Source organism: Paenibacillus sp. FW126-R14 (genome assembly GCF_058789495.1).
Genome location: NZ_JBYTBS010000066.1, coordinates 22,893 through 38,400, shown reverse-complemented (window position 1 = coordinate 38,400; position 15,508 = coordinate 22,893). Strand labels below are relative to the sequence as shown.

Here is a 15,508-nt window from a genome sequence, read left to right as displayed (position 1 = left end):
CGTTCAGACAACAAACCTATTCATCGTCCCGATGAATAACCCTACAAGACCTAATACACAAACTTCTTGACGCTACCTGAATAAACGTTGAAAGAGCGAAATAACGGGAGTTCTTCCCGTTAAATGACGCCTCCTTTAAAGAGGCTCCCGCGCAAAATGCCTCACGCCACTAGCGATTAATCGCGCACTTCAACGATCAGTTCAATCTCCACCGGTGTATGAAAAGGCAGGTCGCTCGTCCCGATGGCGGAGCGGGCATGTCGGCCGTTCTCGCCGAACACAGCCACCAACAAGTCCGATGCCCCGTTGATCACATACGGCTGATCGCCAAAGCCCGGCGCACTGTTGACGAAAGCGAGCATTTTTACGATTTTGACCACGCGATTCAAATCGCCCAAATACCCTTTCAACACAGCCAGGCAGTTGATAATCGTTTGGCGTGCGGCTGCCTGCCCTTGCTCGATCGTGACTTCGCGGCCAAGCTTGCCCTCGTACATCAGTTCCCCGTTAATCCGGCAATCCTGGCCGGATAAATAAACGAGATTCCCTGTCTGATTGCAAGGAATATAGGTGAAGCGCGGCTCCGGGGATGCAGGGAGCGTGATGCCCAGTTCTTGCAGGCGCTGTTCAATGTTCGACATCCTATTGACCTCCAAGTCTATATATAGCCGCTCGCCCTCTGCCGATGAGATATTGGTCGGACGGTGATGCTAGGCGGCTCAATTCTTCTACTCCAACATGCCCCGTGCAAGCACAGGCACACGCTTATAAGTTTGACCGCGCTGCATCATGACATGATTGTGCAGGTTGACGGTGCTGCATATATGATTAGGAATAATGCGCAGCTTGTCGCCAATTCGTAAATTGGCGGCTTGAGCTTGCGGTCCGAGCTCGATCATGCCATGCTCCTCGGTTAACCGAACGAGCTGTGCATCCGCCAGCTCTAGAATATGGCCGAAGCCCTGCAGCTGCAAGGGATCGGTGCCAGGCTGAATGTCGGTGGCGAAGGTTTTGCTGCCGCCGTCGACAATGGCGAGATCTTCCGACGGCCGGCTGACGACGGTGACGAGCACGCTGCCTGCGCAGTCCTCAAGGCTGCAAGCGCCTAGTCGTGCCTGCATCCGGTCGTGGAACACGTATGTGCCCGGACGCACTTCGGTCACGCCTTCCACCGCAGCGGCATAGAGAGCCGTCGGCGTTGAGCCAACGCTGACATCCGCGATCGCGATGCCCTGCGCTCTAAGGCGCTCGGCAAGCTGTACCATCAGCGTGCCTTCCTCTTTGCCGGCTGCCGCTACGTCAAGCGTCGGCTTGCCGGCGAGCAGGGAGCCGCGGAAGGTGTAGATGCCGGTCAGCCGCAGGTGCGGCATGCGCGTGATTTCCGCCGCAAGCTCAGACGCCTGCTCGTAAAGGACACCGGTGCGGCGCAAACCCGTGTCAATCTCCAGGCGGACTTGCAGCGTGTGTCCATGGCGGCCGACAATCTTCTCCAGCAGTTGAGCGCCCGCTAAGCTATCGACGCCGACGATCAACTCGATTTGCTGGCTGAGCCGAATCGCCCGTTCGATTTTGCTTGCGGTGACAAGGGGATAAGCGATGAAAATATCGCGAATGCCATGAGCTGCCATGACCTCTGCTTCGGAGACTTTGGCGACCGTAATGCCGGCAGCTCCGGCCTCGATCTGCTGAAGCGCTATAGCAGGGATTTTATGCGTCTTCGCGTGCGGCCGCAGGCTCACCCGCAGGCTCACCCGCAGGCTGCGTATCTTTTCGGCCATAGATTGTATGTTGCGATCCATCCGCTGAGCGTCAATAATGAGACATGGCGTTTCTAAGGTTTCCAATTCCACTAATCGTTCAGTCATCACGCATCACTCTCTTTCGCGGCACTTTTACTTTCTTCCAAGTAGCTGTAGAGGGTATACTTTGAAATATTCAGATAGGCGCAAATTTTCTCGCCGCCTTTTTTGATCAGAAACGCGCCTTTGTCGTCTAGAAGCCGGATCATGCGCATTTTGTCATCCTTGGCCATAACGGCAACGGGCTTGCCGACCTGCTCCTGTGCTTCTTGAATGAGGGCGTCGAGCAGCTCGCTGACACTCGTTACGAACGATTCTTTCACTGGGGCTTGCTCCCCGGGATTGATCAGGGTTTGCAAGGTTTTGCCTGCGATCATCAGTTCTGTTATATCATAGTTGATGCATAGCGAGCCTATGATGCGGCCGGCTTTATTTTTCATATACGTCGAGCTGGAGCGCAGAATGCGCCCGTCTTTGGTTTGCGTCAAATAGTTCGTTTTGCTGCCGTTGACATGATTTCCCCGCAGCAGTTCCAATCCCAGATTGGTGCCGGGATCTCCGACCTTGCGTCCCGTAACGTGGCCGTTGGCGATCGCAACAATGGTGCTTTCGTACGAACCGGTCAAATCATGCAGGACGACTTCGCAGTTGTCCCCGAACTGTGCCGCAAGCCCCGTCACAAGATCGGTTAAAAATTCAAATTCATCTTGAATGGATTCCATACCCAAATTCTCCCTTATAAAGATGGATCTGAGCCAAATGGTATCATACTTTGTTGAGATTTCAAACGAAAAGTTTGATCCCCTGAATAAAAGTATGATTTTCAAACGCTGCACATGCTACTATGTAAAAGAAAAAAGGAGGGGGATTACCCATGAGACGCTGGTTTGCCAAGTCCCTGAAACGCAAGCTGTCTTTTATTATTTTGCTCGCCGTCGTATTGCCGCTGCTTTCCATGGGGACCGTTTCCTACCGCATTGCGACATCCGTGACGGAAGATAAGGCGAAGCAGGCCGGTATGAATACGTTGAAACAAATAACGGACAAGCTGGACTTCGTCATTCAAGACGTGGAGAACATGTCGATTTTCCTCATCGGACAAAAGGATATTCAGACCTACTTAACCAACAAAGAAGGGGACGTCAACAGCTATTCGCTCATTGTCGGTACCTTATGGAACTTATCCTATTCCAAAAAATATATATCCAACATTACGATCACACCGAAAAACGGCAATCCGGTTCTGTTTACAACGACGATTACGAAGTCGGGATTACCACCGCTTTTGCAGCAGTATGAATCCGTTTACAAATCGACGGCCAAATGGTGGTCGCCGCTTTATGTGAACCAAACAACGGACGGACCCAAGAAAGTGATTACGCTCGTCAGGCCGATTCGTGATGTGAGTACGTTCAAGACGATCGGAACGCTCGCTTTTTCACTCGATCAAGCGGAGATTGAGCATTATTTGACGGATGCGGGCTGGGAAAGCAGCGGTTTTGTGATGCTGACGGACCAATACAACCAAATTATCGCCGGAGGCGAACCGGGCTGGTTGGCACAGAGTGTCGCAGACGTGTTTCCGAATTTAGGCAAGCTGGGCGATACGAGCGGCGTGTTGAACGTGCCTAGAGGAGAATTGCCGCATACGGTTCTGTATAGTTCGATGCCCCGTCTAGGCTGGAAATTAGTCGGCTTCATTCCGACAGAAATTTATCAGAAACAAAATGGCTATGTGCTTACGGTAACCGCCGTGACGATTGCAATTGCGCTGCTGCTGGCCATGGGGCTGGTGCTTTACTTCCTGCAATGGGTGACGAAACCGCTCACGAAGCTGACCAAATCGTTAAAAGATTTGAACCCGGACGAGGCGATTCCGACCTATGAGGTGAAAAGCGCCGACGAAGTCGGGCTGCTCGTCCATAGCTATAATAAGCTGAGCGAACGGATCGGCAGGCTGAAGGATCAAGTGCAGCAGAATGAGGCGAAGAAAAAGGAAGCGGACATTTTGGCGCTTCAGGCGCAGATTAATCCGCATTTTTTGTACAATACACTCTCCTCCATCCACTGGATCGCCTTGATGAACAAGGATCGGCAAATTGCGGAAATGATAGGCGCGCTCAGCGATTTCCTGCGTTTTAGCCTGAATAAGGGGGAGGAGTTCTGCGCGGTTCAGCAGGAGATTTCGCACGCCCAGAACTATGCCTATATCCAGTCCATGCGGTTTCCGGATCAATTCGAGATTGAATTCTTTATCGATCCTGAAATGCTGCAAACGATGATGCTGAAGCTGCTGCTTCAACCGTTGATTGAGAACAGCCTCATTCACGGCATTCAGAAAAAGAAGGTAAAAGGGAATGTCTACGTACATGGCGAACTGCGCGATAATCAAATGAAATTCGTTGTGGAGGATACGGGCATCGGGATGGATGAAGCGAAGCTGCGCGACATTCATGGACAGCTCGCTGCGGCCAACCATCAATTGGGGATGCTAACGGAAGTGGCGAAGGAAGCGAAGCTGCCGGTGACCTCTTATGGACTGATTAATGTACACAGGCGATTGCTGCTGCATTACGGCCTCGGATCGGGCCTTGTTGTTGAAAGTACCTCAGGTACTGGAACGCGTATTACATTTTCAATTCCGCTTGGGACAGGGGAGCTGGCGACATGAGAATTTTGATTGTAGATGATGAAGTCATTATAAGGACCGGTCTTTGTACCGTTATCGATTGGAAGGAGCTCGGGCTGGAGCTGCTGCCTGCCGCATCCTCAGGGGAAGAGGCTCTAGAGCGAATTCCGGAAGAAAAGCCACATATTGTGCTGACGGATATTCGTATGCCGGGGATGGACGGGATCGAGCTTGCCCGTGAAGTGAAGGCGCTGCTGCCGGATACGGAGATCGTCATCCTGACGGGGTATGACGATTTCACCTATGCCCAGCAGGCGCTGCGCGAAGGGGTAACCGATTATTTGCTGAAGACAAGCCGTCCGGAAGAAATTATTAAAGCGGCGCTGAAGGCGAAGCAGAACGTTATGGATAAATGGGAAACGGTGAAGCAGGATAATCTTCAGCAGGCTGCGCTGCGCAACCAATTATTGGAACGGGCGTTAAAGCGCGGCTTGCACGACGACGCGGAAGCCAGAGAGCAGCTGCGGGTATGGTTCCAGAAAAATGGCGTAGACGTTCTTCCGGAATCCGGCGCGGCTGCGGCTATGCAAGTGATGCTCGTTTCCGTTGCGGGTTGGGAAGCGGGGATTACGGAGCTGCTGCAAGGCGCGGCGGAAAATATTCTCTACGAGCTGCTCCCGTGCGTGACGCTCATGAACAAGGAGCATTTGCTGCTCGTTGTCCGCTATGAAGCAGGCCGCACGGATCAAGCCGGGCTGAAAGGAGCGCTGAAGCGGGTAACCGATACGCTGAAATGCACGGCTTTTGCGGCGCTGGGAACGCTTGCGCAGGATTATGAGACTCTGAGGGATTCCTACAACGCGGCGAAAGAAGTTTTTGCGTACCAAGGGCTCCTCGGTCCGCAAGGGCTCTTCACGCTGGCGGATATCCGGGAGCGCAGCGGGGGCCGCACGGTGCTGACCGAGAAGGAGGAGGCCGAGCTCACGGCGATTCTGCTCAGCGGCAATGCGACAGACTTGCGCCACTGGGTAAACCAGAAAGTGCGCGCGCTGATGGAGGATGCTCTGGCGACGCCGATGACGGTGCAGGGCTATCTGCAGTCGATGATCATCGCAGGCCACCGCTGGCTGGAGCGGGCCAATTCGGCGCAAGTATCTCTCAGCACGCTGCCTGCTTATGAAGGAGAGGGGCGCCCGGAGGAGGAGATTTTTAAAATCCTCACGGCGGTCATGAACCTTTTTCATCAAGGAGTGGATCAGAGCAAGTATGCGTATGTGTACAAATCCATCGCGTATATCCGCGACAATCTGCATCAGCCCATTTCGCTGCAGCAGGTGGCGGGCTTTGTCCATATTAATCCGAATCATTTCAGCGAAGTATTCAAGCGGGAAACCGGCTGCACGTATATCGAATTTGTGACGCAGGAGAGAATGAAGCGCGCTGTGGATCTCCTGCAGAGCACGCAAACTAAGGTCAGCGATATTGCCAGACGAGTCGGGTATGAAGACATCAAATATTTTACACAGCAGTTCAAAAAGCATACCGGACAAACGCCTTCCGAATATCGGCAAGGATCGGCAGGGGACGACGACAAAGTCTAAAGACTGAAAAATGTCCCCCCTTGGGCCGAAGTCTCTCCCGTACCGCCTCCTGAAATTGTCCCCTATACTAAAGTTGTAACAAGCTAGCTAGAGAGTAAGTTTTTACGAAAACTTTTAGGGGGTCCAAACGTATGAAGAAGTCATTTATCGTTACACTGGCGGCGACATTGTCATTGGCGCTGTTAGCCGGTTGCGGCGCTAGCGGCACAACGAATACAGCAGCCAACAATAGCGCAGCGCCTAAGTCGACGGATGCAGCTAAGCCTGCTGAGAAAGTTAAACTGTCGATTTGGCACAACTATACAGGTGAAGATCTTCGCGCCAAATTGATGCGTGAATATATGGAGAAGTTCAAGAAAGACCACCCGAATGTAGAGCTGGATATTCAGGGGATCCCACCCGATGGCTACCGTCCGCGTCTTAAAACGGTTGCTGCAGCCAATGAAATGCCTGATCTGTTCGTGATGTGGCCGGGTGTTATGACGAAGGAATTCGTCGGTGGCGACTTGATTCAGCCGATCAATGAACTGCTCGACAGCAAAACCGAGTGGAAGAACGGCTTCATGCCGGGATCGTTCGACGATTTCACCATCAACGGCAAAACGTACAGTGCGCCAATGGCCTTGTCGCCAACGTCGATCCTTTACTACAACAAAGAAATCTTTAACAAATATAACGTTCAGCCGCCAAAAACATGGGATGATCTCATGAAACTGGTAGAAACGTTCAAAAAGAACAATGTAACGCCAATCGCCTTGGGCAACAAAGCGGCATGGGTTGCGCAATCGAGTATTCTTAGCTCGCTGGCTGACCGTGTGACAGGAACAGAATGGTTCTTGAACGCTGTAGATCAAAAAGGCGCTAAATTCACGGATCCTGAATTCGTGCAGGCGTTGACTTACCTCCAGCAGCTTGGCAAAGCAGGCGCGTTCCAAGAGGGCTTTAACTCCATCGACAATACGCAAATGGAACAAATGTTCGCGCAAGGCAAAGCGGCTATGATGATCGATGGCGGTTGGGCGCTTCCGAACTTGGCAGCGAATACGTCCAAAGAAGCGCTGGCTAACTTGGCTGTAACTGTTCTGCCATCCGTTCCTAACGGCAAAGGCGATCCAAACTCCCTATCCGGCGTAGTCGGTACAGGTCTTGGAATGAGCAAGAAAGTAAGCGGCGCTCAGAAAGCTGCGGCTTATGAGCTGATCTACGCGCTGTCCGGTCCGGAAGCACAGAAAGCAATTCTGGAAAGCAATCAGCTTGTGTCCTACAAAGTAAACCTGGATACGACGAAAGTATCCTCCTTGTTCGCAGAAGTGTACAAAATGATGAACACTGTGAAGAAAACGCCGGTTTACGATGGCAAGCTTAGCTCCGCTAGTGCCGATGTCGTAAACAATGGTCTGCAAGAGCTCCTCATGGGCGGCAAGCCGGAGGATATTGCCAAGAAAATTCAAGATGCGCAGGCGAAAGCCGTCGGCAAATAACGTGTGGCCACAGGACTCCAGCCAAGCCCGGCTGGAGCCCTTTTTTCAAAAAAGTTAGCAAGGGGGGAAGTTAAGTCATGACCGTATCCGCAAGAATCAGAGGATTCATTACTATAGCGCTTCTTCCGGCCTTAGTGCTCTATCTGTTTTTTGTCATCGTGCCGATTTTCTGGTCAGCTTACTATGGCTTTTTCGACTGGAAAGGGATCGGAGCCGCCAAATTTATCGGTTTAGACAACTATGTAGAAGTATTCAAAGATCCAATCTTCTGGAAATCTTTTAAAAACAACATGCTGATCGTTGCAGCATCCGTGTTCGGTCAAGTGCCGATTGCCTTGATTTTAGCGCTTTTGCTTATGAAGAGTACTTTTTTCCAACGCGCTGTTCGTGCGTCCGTTTTTATGCCGATGGTGCTCTCCTCTGTCGTTGTCGGGATCATCTGGGGCTACATTTATCATCCGCAAATCGGTATTTTGAACTTCTTGCTGGAAGGCGTCGGCCTTGACAGTTGGAAGAAAGCTTGGCTTTCCGATCCGAAAGTATCGATGTACGCCCTCATGGTGCCGATCATCTGGAATTATATTGGGCCTTACATGATTATGTTTATTGCGGCATTGCAAAATATTTCGCCGGAGATCGAAGATGCTGCGCAGCTCGACGGCGTGGGCCCGGTCCGCAAATTGTTTGCGGTCACGCTGCCTATGATCTGGGATACCGTTAAAGTGGCGGTTGTGCTATGCATCTCCGGAAGCTTGAAGGCGTTCGACCTCATCTACGTGATGACGGGCGGAGGACCGGCGCATTCCACCGAATTGCTTGCTTCCTACATGTATAACAGTACCTTCAATGTGTATCGTTTCGGCTTCGGAAGCGCGATTTCCACAGCCATCATCATTCTTAGCTTAATTTTGATCGTAGGCAGCCAACGTCTTATGAAGCGGGATTATCGTTAGAAATCAAGGAAAAGAGTTCTCTCAGGAGGGACATCTATGGAGCAGGTTGTATCGATGCAGACGGGTTTTCCCGCTGGAGGTAAGAAAAGGAAAGCTTGGACGCGAGGCGTCGTTAATATTTTGCTTAGCTTGTACGCGCTAGTTACGTTGTACCCGCTCATTTGGTTATTTATGAGTGCGTTAAAGTCGAATGAAGAGTTTTATTCGCGGCCGTTTTTGCTGCCTACGGTTTGGAAATGGGACAATATCGTCCGGGCTTGGAAAGTATCCGGCATGGGTCTCTCGCTATGGAATTCCACCGTTGTCACGATTGCCTCTCTGGTGCTGACATTAGTGCTGGGTGCGCTGGCAGCCTTTGTTTTATCGCGGTTTGAGTTCAAATTAAAGCCGTTCTTCATGGGATTATTCCTGCTCGGCATGCTCATTCCGATTCACAGCACTTTAGTTCCTCTCTTTATTATCATGAAAAAAGTCGGCCTTCTCAATACGTACGGCGCACTTATCCTGCCTTATACGGCTTTTGAACTTCCGCTAGCCATCTTCGTGGTTGCCGCTTATTTGGTCACCATCCCCAAAGAGATTGAGGAAGCGGCTTTGATCGACGGAACGGGCTATTGGGGGATTTTCTTCCGGATGATGCTGCCGCTGAGCTTGCCGGCGCTTTCGACGGTTGCGATTTTAGGATTTCTGCGGTTTTGGAATGACTTTGCATTTGCGCTGGTATTTATCAGCAAGCCTGCGCTGAAGACCGTTCCGTTGAGCCTGTCCGCTTTTGCTACAGGGTATATGACCGATTACGAGCTGACGATGGCCGCGCTGGCGATTGCCGTGCTGCCGACTATTGTCGTGTTCTTGCTATTCCAGGAGCAGATTATGAAAGGCATGACGGCGGGGGCTGTAAAAGGCTAAGTTTGCAAAAAGATACGGCATTCATCGTCTATCGGAGGGACATCATGACGAAATTAAAAGTAGCGGTGATCGGCGCCGGCTCCATTTCCGACGCACATTTGACCTCATATATGGAGCATCCTGAAGTCGAGCTTTATGGCATCGTCGATATGAACGAAGAGCGGGCGCGCGCGGCTGTTCAAAAGTACGGGGCGAAGGTGGCTTTCACCGACTATCGTGAGATGCTCGCTGATCCGGAGGTCGAGGCGGTGAGCATCTGCACGTGGAACAACACGCACGGCGCGTTGAGCATCGCTGCGCTGGAGGCGGGCAAGCATGTGCTGTGCGAGAAGCCGCTTTGCACGACCGTTGAAGAAGCTTTGCTCGTCGAGGAGGCCGTTCGCCGCAGCGGCAAGCTGCTGATGGTCGGATTCGTCCGCCGCTATGGCACGAATGCGCAGGTGCTGCGCCGCTTCATTGATGCAGGCGAGCTTGGCGAGGTGTACTACGCCAAGGCTTCGTACTTGCGCCGGTTGGGCAACCCCGGCGGCTGGTTCGCCGACAAGGAGCGGGCTGGCGGCGGTCCGCTTTTTGACATCGGCATTCATGTCATCGACTTATGCTGGTACATGATGGGACGGCCGAAGGTGAAATCGGTCAGCGGGAACACGTATACGAAGCTGGGCAACCGTTCGCATATTAAGAACTTGAACTTCTATAAGGCAGCGGATTACGATGCCTCTCGGAATACTGTGGAAGACATGGCTAATGCGCTCATCCGGTTTGAGAACGGCGCGTCGCTCATGGTCGACGTCTCCTTCACCCTGCACGCGAAGAAGAATGAATTCGCGGTGAAGATTTACGGCGACCGGGGCGGAGCTGAGATCGAGCCGGAATTCAGCATCGTGAGCGAGAAGCACGACACGATCATCAATGTCACGCCGCAGATCGATCATCCGTCGTTCGAGTTCATGGACGGCTTCCGCAATGAAATCGACCATTTCGTGCAGGCTTGCCTAGGCCGTGCAGAGCTGATTTCACCTGTCCGGGACGGCGTGGAATTGACCAAAATCTTGTGCGCGATTTATGAGTCGAGCGAAAAGGGCATCGAAGTTTATTTTGACTAAAACGTAGATCAGTCGCCATCCTGCGGGCCTTGAGGCCTTGCGGGGTGGCGATTTTATTTGGCTCGTCCGCGCGGGCCACGCCTATGACTTCCCCTTGCGCGTCATTTCCGCAAGGCCGACCCACTGCTCCTCGGTTACCTCGAGCAGATCGTTGAACTGCCCGGCGCCCTGCAGCCATTCGCCGCCGTCGATCGTGACGACTTCGCCGTTGATGTACCCGGCGTAGTCCGAAATCAGATAAGCCGCGAGGTTCGCGAGCTCATCTTTTTCTCCGACCCGCCGCAGCGGCACGCGGTTCAGCAGCTTCCCCGACAGCTCGGGCGTAGGAGCCAATCGGCTCCAAGCGCCGTCGGTCGGGAAAAGCCCCGGCGCGATAGCGACCTGCCGGATGCCATGGCGCGCCCACTCGACGGCAAGCGAGCGCGTCAAGGCGAGCACGCCGGCCTTCGCCGCCGCCGACGGCACAACGAAGGCCGAGCCGGTGGAGGCATAGGAGGTGACGATGTTCAGCATCGTCCCGCCGCCGCCTTGCTCGATCCATCTTTTGCCCACTTCCAACGTGGTGTAGAACGTGCCGTGAAGGACGATATTCAGCACCGCATCAACTGCGCGCGGAGACAACTTCTCCGTAGGACTGGCGAAATTGCCCGCCGCATTGTTAATCAACACATCAATCCGGCCATAATGCTGCTCCACGGCGGACACCATCTCTGCGATTTGCTGCGGATCGCGAACATCGCAGCTTTTGTAGAACACTTCGCCGCCCATTTCGGCAGCGGCTTTAGCCAACACTTCCTCGCGACGGCTAGTAATTGCGAGCCGCGCCCCCAGCTCCAGGAAGCGCTCCCCCATAGCGCGCCCCAGTCCGGTGCCCCCGCCAGTAATGAGAATGACTTTATCTTTCAACAAAGATGCATCGAACATATCTTCACTGCCCTTCATTTTTAAATTCTCCTGAGAAATAGGTTCGATACTGCTCGCGCAGCTCGCGTTTCATGAATTTGCCTACCGAGGAACGGGGGATTTCATGAAGGAAAACCACATCGTCCGGAATCCACCATTTGGCGAATTTGTCTTCGATAAAAGAGAGCAAATCCTTTTTGTCGCCGGCTTGCAGCGCAGCGTCCTTCAGGACGACGCAGGCGAGGGGCCGCTCATCCCATTTGGGATGCGGCACGCCGATGACACAAGCCTCAAAAACATTCGGGTGGGCCATTAGCGCATTCTCCAAATCGAGGGATGAAATCCATTCCCCGCCGCTTTTGACCAAATCTTTGGCTCTGTCCACCAGCTTTACGAATCCTTCGCTGTTGATCACCGCAATATCGCCGCTATGGAACCAGCCCTCTTGGAAAGTCTCGGCAGTTCGAACGTCTTGGTAGTATTCTGTCGCGACCCAAGGCCCGCGCAGCCAAATTTCGCCCATTTCTTTACCGTCCCAAGCGACTTCGCCCCGAGGTCCGACAATTTTCATATCAAGCCCGGGCACCAGCAGCCCCTGCATCGCCCGCGTATCGTATTGATCATCTAACGGAGCCTCGTCTTGATAGCTCTTTAGCCGGGCAACCGTCACAAGCGGACACGTTTCGGTCATGCCGTAAGCGTGAAAGAACGGCACTTTCAGCCGCTGCTCATAGCTTTCAATGAGTGAACGCGGGGCGGCAGATCCGCCGCAGACTACGGCGCGCAAGGAAGACAGATCAAGCTGCAGAGCTTCTTGCGCTTTAAGCGCGGCTGTCCAAACCGTCGGCACGCCTGCCGCAATGGTGACTTTCTCGTCTGCGATCAGACGGAGCAGAATGTCCGGTGTTGGCGCCGGTCCCGGAAGCACCTGTTTGCTGCCGAACCAGACGGAAGCGAAGGGCAGCCCCCATGCGTTAACGTGAAACATCGGCACGATTGGCATCACAGCGTCGCGTTCTGAGAGGCCCAGCGTATCCGTCAAACCGATGGTGAGCGAATGCAGATAAATCCCGCGGTGCGAGTACAGGACACCCTTGGGATTTCCGGTTGTAGCGGACGTATAGCACATGCCGGCGGGAGCGCTTTCATTTATATATTCAGGATATGTAAAATGAGGATCCCCGCTCTCTATCATGGTCTCATATAAATAGACAGGCTGTAAAGAAGTAGGCGGCAGCTCCTTTTTATCCGTCATGATGATATAGCCTTCGATGGTCGTTAGTTGATCTTTTATTTTTTCAATAATAGGCAGCAAGGTCTCATCAACGAAGAGGAAACGGTCCTCGGCATGATTGAGAATATAGGCGATATGTTCGGCGGGGAGGCGAATATTGACGGTATGCAGAACGGCTTCCATGCAGGGGATGGCAAAATAAGCTTCCAAATGCCAATGATGATTCCAGGCAAAGGTGGCAATCCGATCTCCGGGCTTGACGCCGAGCGCTTGCAGGGAACTGGACAGCCTCTTCGCGCGTTTGCCAAAGTCAGCGTACGTATACCGGTGAATGCCGTTCAGTGTCCGTGAAACAACCTCTTTTTTAGGGAACAAAGTTTGGGACCGCTCAAAAAGAGAGCGCAGCGTTAACGGGTAATTGTCCAAATGGAAGCACCTCCGGAGAAATCGTTCTTTCTATTTAAAATATATAGGGAGGAGGGACAAGATATGTCCAAAAAGTACTAGTAAAACTCAGAAAGAAACTTACAAATAAACTTTCCATGACTATCGACATCTGTTTTAATATATATTTTCTTTATTATTTGCTGAACGGTTCCCTTTGCAATAAATAAATTCTTCGAAATCTGTTCCACGCTTTGATTCTCAAGCCACAGTAGTCCAACTTCTTTCTCTCTTTCCGTTAGAAAGTACTTGCTCAGCAAACCCATTAAATATTTCATACGAAGATTTGAGTCTGAACAAACCAATTTGTGTTCAAACCATTTGCTCAGATTTTCCAGGTAGGGCAGAGCAAACAGAAAATCTGATTCCGAAGATAAGACAAGTGCAATGTAGCCAACAATCTCGTTACAGGCTCTTAAAGGAGAGCATATGCAATTGCATTTGGAAAAAAAAGAGAAGGTATGCTCAGAACCGCAAATTACTGCAGTTTCACCTAGTTTTATTGAGACTGAAATCGCATTAATCCCCCCATACTCCAAAGATAAATTTGTGCCGATTTTTAATTTGCAATCGTTAGAAGGTACAGCTTCCGAAATAATGTCAATTACTTCCCCTGAGGGTGTTGTTAAAACAAAGGCATATGGAATTATCGGTAGTAACCTTTCAACTGAGAGTACATTTCGAACGCAATCTATGAGTGATAAATTCTCTTTCAATAATTCGCCATTAGCCTCAGCTATGAATCCGGTAGAGTCGCAATTTAAGTCGTGTTCTTTAATGATCCGATACCAGTCAATCTTTAGTTTCATATCGATATCTTCAAAACTTTTGTAAAAAGTATGGTAACGCTGGCATGTGAAAGATAGGAAATTCACATATAATTCCTCCGTAATGGATGATTTTTAACGAGACAAAAATTACAAAAACTACCATTTGGTATATGTACAAGCATAATCCCAAATTACTATACTGTATATAGTTGGGAATAAACCGCATCAAAATATTAATTTATGGACACTTTCTGGTTATGTACATTTGTTAAATGTACATGCTTATAAAGAAGGGAGTTGTTATAAATTTTACGAAAGCAAAACTAACAAATCTTATCAGTATTGCGGTAGCAATCCCATTGATGGAATTAAACAGTTTTTTGCTGAATTAAGAGGGGTAGCTGATGATATTGCTAAATATCTGGGTTTAGCTGTTGCAGGGGCAGCGGTGGCAGCGGCCATTACGTGGGTAATTGGAGCAATCCAAGCAGGAGGTTGGGTTCTACTTTTACTGTAATTAAAGCTTAATAATTTATCGAATAGAGTAACTGGAATGTTTTGTATATTCATAATAGTGTTGGAGTTACTCTATTCGATAATTAGAACAATATACTTTGAAGTCAAGGAGAATGAGATGCTAAGCTTTTATAACTATAAAGGTACTGATGTTAAATTAACGGAAAATTTGCTCGAAGTACTTTGCCTCTATTCAACGAACTATAAGCTTCATTATCATACAGACACGGAAAGAAATGAATCAAGAATCGTAAGCCGGCTCAAAAAAAATATGAATACAACAATAAAAGAATACAACGAGTTAACGTTTTTAAGCCCCAATATTCCTGAAGAAATACCACTATTATTTCATGAGTTATTAGAGGAGTCAGACTATATTAGATTCATACCTATTATAAGCGAAGTAGAGTATGTAATAGGGTCTCTTGAAATGACGAAAAATCTTAGTGCATTGGATCCTTTTTCAAGCTATATTGTTGCACTCAATCAACCTTGTAAAGAGGTATTCAAAAATATGGAGGCTAAGTTAATTGGGCAAAGAGAGGGACACGCTGACTTTATCCAAATTTGTGAATCACAGCATATTCCTCGTGGGATAACACTTTTTTCTAATGAGGTACAGTTATTAAGTCGCGAAGTTATTTTTGATAATCGCATTGCTTACACATTAAATCTTCCGATTAATCATGTTTATTCTCCTTTCGGCAAGAAAGGAAGATTTAATACAAGTGTATTAGAAGGAGAAATTGAGGGCTTCAAAAGCATTTATAAGTTTTTCGCACACAACGAATTTCCTTACTCATCTGAATGGAGTGTTGGAATTCCCAACTTCAAATATTTGACCTTATATACATCAGATAAAAGGCAAATTGCTCATATTGATGCGATAAATCAAACGATGCATCTTTGTTTGAATACTGATGAGCTGGCTTCTTTACTTGATCTAAATAAAAGGAATGAAGGAAATAGTAACATTGTAAATGAGTTGGAACTCATTAAATGTGAAATGACCTATGAACCAGCAAGGGATTCATTTTCACTGCAATTTAATTATTCTTCCGGTGTATTCTGGGAAGACTTCTCTCAGCAAATCATATCTGGAGTAAAAGAAATGAATCTGGACGATCTAAAATTTTAGTTACAGTAACGGAAAAGATTAGATT

At 49.9% G+C, this 15,508-nt stretch carries 14 protein-coding genes; 8 read left to right on the top strand and 6 right to left on the bottom strand.

Annotation, left to right across the window (positions count from 1 at the left end):
- Window positions 1-176 precede the first annotated feature (176 nt).
- The 3 genes from AC3WRW_RS28765 to AC3WRW_RS28755 all read right to left on the bottom strand — a co-directional run bounded on the left by AC3WRW_RS28765 (window position 177) and on the right by AC3WRW_RS28755 (window position 2,521).
- Complete coding sequence (locus tag AC3WRW_RS28765; RefSeq protein ID WP_492549643.1) at window positions 177-641, bottom strand: RidA family protein; 465 nt, start codon at window positions 639-641, stop codon at window positions 177-179.
- An 87-nt stretch (window positions 642-728) separates the two neighbouring features.
- The gene (locus AC3WRW_RS28760; protein ID WP_492549642.1) at window positions 729-1,865 is read right to left on the bottom strand and encodes an alanine racemase; all 1,137 of its coding nucleotides are present in this window, start codon (window positions 1,863-1,865) and stop codon (window positions 729-731) included.
- Window positions 1,865-2,521: a helix-turn-helix transcriptional regulator gene (locus AC3WRW_RS28755; RefSeq protein ID WP_492549641.1), complete on the bottom strand. Its 657-nt coding sequence runs from the start codon at window positions 2,519-2,521 to the stop codon at window positions 1,865-1,867. Before AC3WRW_RS28755 ends, AC3WRW_RS28760 begins: the two co-directional genes overlap by 1 nt.
- 152 nt (window positions 2,522-2,673) lie before the next feature.
- Between AC3WRW_RS28755 and AC3WRW_RS28750 the strand changes: the two genes are divergently transcribed.
- The 6 genes from AC3WRW_RS28750 to AC3WRW_RS28725 all read left to right on the top strand — a co-directional run bounded on the left by AC3WRW_RS28750 (window position 2,674) and on the right by AC3WRW_RS28725 (window position 10,478).
- Entirely contained in the window at window positions 2,674-4,470 is a 1,797-nt protein-coding gene (locus AC3WRW_RS28750; RefSeq protein WP_492549640.1) for a cache domain-containing sensor histidine kinase, read from the top strand.
- The gene (locus AC3WRW_RS28745) at window positions 4,467-6,029 is read left to right on the top strand and encodes a response regulator (RefSeq protein WP_492549639.1); all 1,563 of its coding nucleotides are present in this window, start codon (window positions 4,467-4,469) and stop codon (window positions 6,027-6,029) included. The genes AC3WRW_RS28750 and AC3WRW_RS28745 overlap by 4 nt, the downstream gene beginning before the upstream one ends.
- Before the next feature lie 131 nt (window positions 6,030-6,160).
- Window positions 6,161-7,510: an extracellular solute-binding protein gene (locus tag AC3WRW_RS28740; protein ID WP_492549638.1), complete on the top strand. Its 1,350-nt coding sequence runs from the start codon at window positions 6,161-6,163 to the stop codon at window positions 7,508-7,510.
- 77 nt (window positions 7,511-7,587) lie between these two features.
- Complete coding sequence (locus AC3WRW_RS28735) at window positions 7,588-8,463, top strand: carbohydrate ABC transporter permease (RefSeq protein ID WP_492549637.1); 876 nt, start codon at window positions 7,588-7,590, stop codon at window positions 8,461-8,463.
- Between the two features lie 36 nt (window positions 8,464-8,499).
- Window positions 8,500-9,372, top strand: coding sequence for a carbohydrate ABC transporter permease (locus AC3WRW_RS28730; RefSeq protein ID WP_492549636.1), 873 nt, complete (start codon window positions 8,500-8,502; stop codon window positions 9,370-9,372).
- A gap of 44 nt (window positions 9,373-9,416) precedes the next feature.
- Complete coding sequence (locus tag AC3WRW_RS28725) at window positions 9,417-10,478, top strand: Gfo/Idh/MocA family protein (protein ID WP_492549635.1); 1,062 nt, start codon at window positions 9,417-9,419, stop codon at window positions 10,476-10,478.
- 81 nt (window positions 10,479-10,559) lie between these two features.
- Here AC3WRW_RS28725 and AC3WRW_RS28720 read toward each other — a convergent pair whose 3' ends face one another.
- The 3 genes from AC3WRW_RS28720 to AC3WRW_RS28710 all read right to left on the bottom strand — a co-directional run bounded on the left by AC3WRW_RS28720 (window position 10,560) and on the right by AC3WRW_RS28710 (window position 13,934).
- Window positions 10,560-11,402, bottom strand: a complete 843-nt coding sequence (locus AC3WRW_RS28720; RefSeq protein WP_492549644.1) for an SDR family oxidoreductase — start codon at window positions 11,400-11,402, stop codon at window positions 10,560-10,562.
- A 4-nt stretch (window positions 11,403-11,406) separates the two neighbouring features.
- Window positions 11,407-13,041: a long-chain fatty acid--CoA ligase gene (locus AC3WRW_RS28715; protein WP_492549634.1), complete on the bottom strand. Its 1,635-nt coding sequence runs from the start codon at window positions 13,039-13,041 to the stop codon at window positions 11,407-11,409.
- A gap of 77 nt (window positions 13,042-13,118) precedes the next feature.
- Entirely contained in the window at window positions 13,119-13,934 is an 816-nt protein-coding gene (locus AC3WRW_RS28710; RefSeq protein WP_492549633.1) for a helix-turn-helix transcriptional regulator, read from the bottom strand.
- Between the two features lie 160 nt (window positions 13,935-14,094).
- Between AC3WRW_RS28710 and AC3WRW_RS28705 the strand changes: the two genes are divergently transcribed.
- Both AC3WRW_RS28705 and AC3WRW_RS28700 read left to right on the top strand, forming a co-directional pair.
- Window positions 14,095-14,346, top strand: coding sequence for a hypothetical protein (locus AC3WRW_RS28705; protein ID WP_492549632.1), 252 nt, complete (start codon window positions 14,095-14,097; stop codon window positions 14,344-14,346).
- A gap of 117 nt (window positions 14,347-14,463) precedes the next feature.
- Window positions 14,464-15,483 carry a hypothetical protein gene (locus AC3WRW_RS28700; protein ID WP_492549631.1) on the top strand — a complete coding sequence of 340 codons (1,020 nt, stop codon included), beginning with the start codon at window positions 14,464-14,466 and terminating at the stop codon, window positions 15,481-15,483.
- The last annotated feature ends 25 nt before the right edge of the window (window positions 15,484-15,508 follow it).

Excerpts from the sequence above, each read along its gene's own strand:
- AC3WRW_RS28730 (WP_492549636.1), top strand. The coding sequence starts at position 8,500 with ATGGAGCAGGTTGTATCGATGCAGACGGGTTTTCCCGCTGGAGGTAAG.
- AC3WRW_RS28755 (WP_492549641.1), bottom strand. The coding sequence starts at position 2,521 with ATGGAATCCATTCAAGATGAATTTGAATTTTTAACCGATCTTGTGACG.
- AC3WRW_RS28750 (WP_492549640.1), top strand. The coding sequence starts at position 2,674 with ATGAGACGCTGGTTTGCCAAGTCCCTGAAACGCAAGCTGTCTTTTATT.
- AC3WRW_RS28745 (WP_492549639.1), top strand. The coding sequence starts at position 4,467 with ATGAGAATTTTGATTGTAGATGATGAAGTCATTATAAGGACCGGTCTT.
- AC3WRW_RS28700 (WP_492549631.1), top strand. The coding sequence starts at position 14,464 with ATGCTAAGCTTTTATAACTATAAAGGTACTGATGTTAAATTAACGGAA.
- AC3WRW_RS28765 (WP_492549643.1), bottom strand. The coding sequence starts at position 641 with ATGTCGAACATTGAACAGCGCCTGCAAGAACTGGGCATCACGCTCCCT.
- AC3WRW_RS28740 (WP_492549638.1), top strand. The coding sequence starts at position 6,161 with ATGAAGAAGTCATTTATCGTTACACTGGCGGCGACATTGTCATTGGCG.
- AC3WRW_RS28735 (WP_492549637.1), top strand. The coding sequence starts at position 7,588 with ATGACCGTATCCGCAAGAATCAGAGGATTCATTACTATAGCGCTTCTT.
- AC3WRW_RS28760 (WP_492549642.1), bottom strand. The coding sequence starts at position 1,865 with ATGACTGAACGATTAGTGGAATTGGAAACCTTAGAAACGCCATGTCTC.
- AC3WRW_RS28720 (WP_492549644.1), bottom strand. The coding sequence starts at position 11,402 with ATGTTCGATGCATCTTTGTTGAAAGATAAAGTCATTCTCATTACTGGC.
- AC3WRW_RS28725 (WP_492549635.1), top strand. The coding sequence starts at position 9,417 with ATGACGAAATTAAAAGTAGCGGTGATCGGCGCCGGCTCCATTTCCGAC.